The sequence below is a fragment of the Lamprocystis purpurea DSM 4197 genome (assembly GCF_000379525.1).
Taxonomy (GTDB): Bacteria; Pseudomonadota; Gammaproteobacteria; order Chromatiales; family Chromatiaceae; genus Thiodictyon; species Thiodictyon purpureum.
In genome coordinates this window covers 1-1,702 of record NZ_KB902455.1, presented here as the reverse complement: position 1 = coordinate 1,702, position 1,702 = coordinate 1, and the positions used below count along the sequence as shown (strand labels likewise).

Annotated in this window: 1 protein-coding gene; it reads right to left on the bottom strand. The window is 65.7% G+C overall.

What is annotated here, in order from left to right:
* Positions 1–325: 325 nt before the first annotated feature.
* Positions 326–1,678, bottom strand: coding sequence for a formylglycine-generating enzyme family protein (locus tag A39O_RS40615; protein WP_456073021.1), 1,353 nt, complete (start codon positions 1,676–1,678; stop codon positions 326–328).
* Between the last annotated feature and the right edge of the window lie 24 nt (positions 1,679–1,702).

The window sequence follows — 1,702 nt, the reverse complement described above, 5'->3', positions numbered from 1 at the left end:
CGCTGGCTTTTCAGGGCCAACTCTTCTTCCATGGCCACCGACCAGGGACGGCCAATGAACTGGTCCGCCAGCAGAATGCCGAACCAGCGGTGCCAGGGTTTGCGGGGGGATGGTGCCATGGGGACAGTTTACCCCCGGATGGGAGGAGCGAGGTGGTCGTCGCCAGCAATGCCAGGTGTCGGCGGCCTTGCGCGACCCTGATCCATCCGCAGCGGGTGCGAAAAAAATTTCGCGGCCAGGGGGGACGCCCCCCTGGACCCCCCAAGACCGCCCCCGGCTCGCGCGCTGGTCATAGTCTGTTGACAGGGGTAAAGGGGTAAAGATTTTAAGGGGATAAAGTCCTGGCAAGACGCAAACCGAGATTGAAGCTGCGCAGCTCGGGATCGCCGTCGAAGCGGATGGCGGCGCGGATGCCCCTGGAGTTGCCGTACCAAGACCCGCCGCGCACCACCCGCGCGGAACTGCCCCCCGCCTCCCAGGCACGGCCGTCCGTGGGCGCACCCTGATAGCTGTCATGATACCGATCCTGCACCCACTCCCAGACGTTCCCATGCACCTCATGCAGACCCCAAGGGTTCGCCGGCAGACTCCCCACTGGGACCGTCGCTTGTCGGTAGACCCCGGTGTTGGTCCCACAGACGGCATAGTCATAGTTGCCGTCGTAGTTCGCCTGGTCTGTCGTGATGCAGCGCCCGGTCCAGAACGGCGTGGTGGTTCCGGCCCGCGCCGCATATTCCCATTCCGCCTCGGTCGGTAAGCGGTACGCCGCCCCGGTCTCTTTGGACAGCCAGACGGCGTAGGCCACCGCGTCCTCCCAACTGACGTTGATCACCGGCCGCTGACCCCGTCCCCAGCCGTTGTCGTCCGGCGGCTGTCGCCCCGTCGCCGTGCAGAAGGCATCGTACTGGGCAAAGGTGGCCTCGGTCTGACCGATCGCAAAGGGGGCCAGCCGCACCGGGTGGCGCGGGCTTTCATCTGAACTTCGCTCCGGTTCGTCTTCCGGCGAGCCCATCTGAAACTGCCCTCCGGGTAACGCCATCATCGGCGGCTCGAAGTCGAAACGTGGCATGAGGAGGGTGGGTTCAGTGATATCCGCGGCGGATACCCCTGGCGACCGATCCGGCAATTCCTTACTGAACTGGTCCGGTGGTTTCACTGAATCATCGCCCGCAGCGCGCGACCCGACACGATCGTCGGGGGTCGCGGGAGTGTCGCCGGCAAGACGAAAACCGGTTTTGTCGTCACGGTCCTCGGGCGCGTTCCCGCTGCGGACGGCGGAACGCAGGTTCCGCGCCCCGTTGAACCAGGAGCCGCCCCGCGACACCCGGGTGGAGCCGCTACCGCCCTCCCAGGCCGTCCCGTCCGTCGGGGCTCCCGCGTAGGTGTTGTGGTAACGGTCATGCACCCATTCCCAGACATTCCCATGCACCTCATGCAGACCCCAGGGGTTNGCCGGCAGACTCCCCACCCGGAGCGTCTGTGCTCGGTAGACCCCGGTCTTGGCCCCGCAGCCGGCATAGTCATCGTTGCCGTCGTAGTTTGCCTGGTCAGTCTTGACGCACTGTCCGGTCCAGAACGGCGTGGTGGTTCCGGCCCGCGCCGCGTATTCCCATTCGGCTTCCGTCGGCAAGCGATAGTGTTCGCCGGTCTCCTTCGACAGCCAGGCCGCATAGGCCACCGCGTCCTCCCAACTGACGTTGAT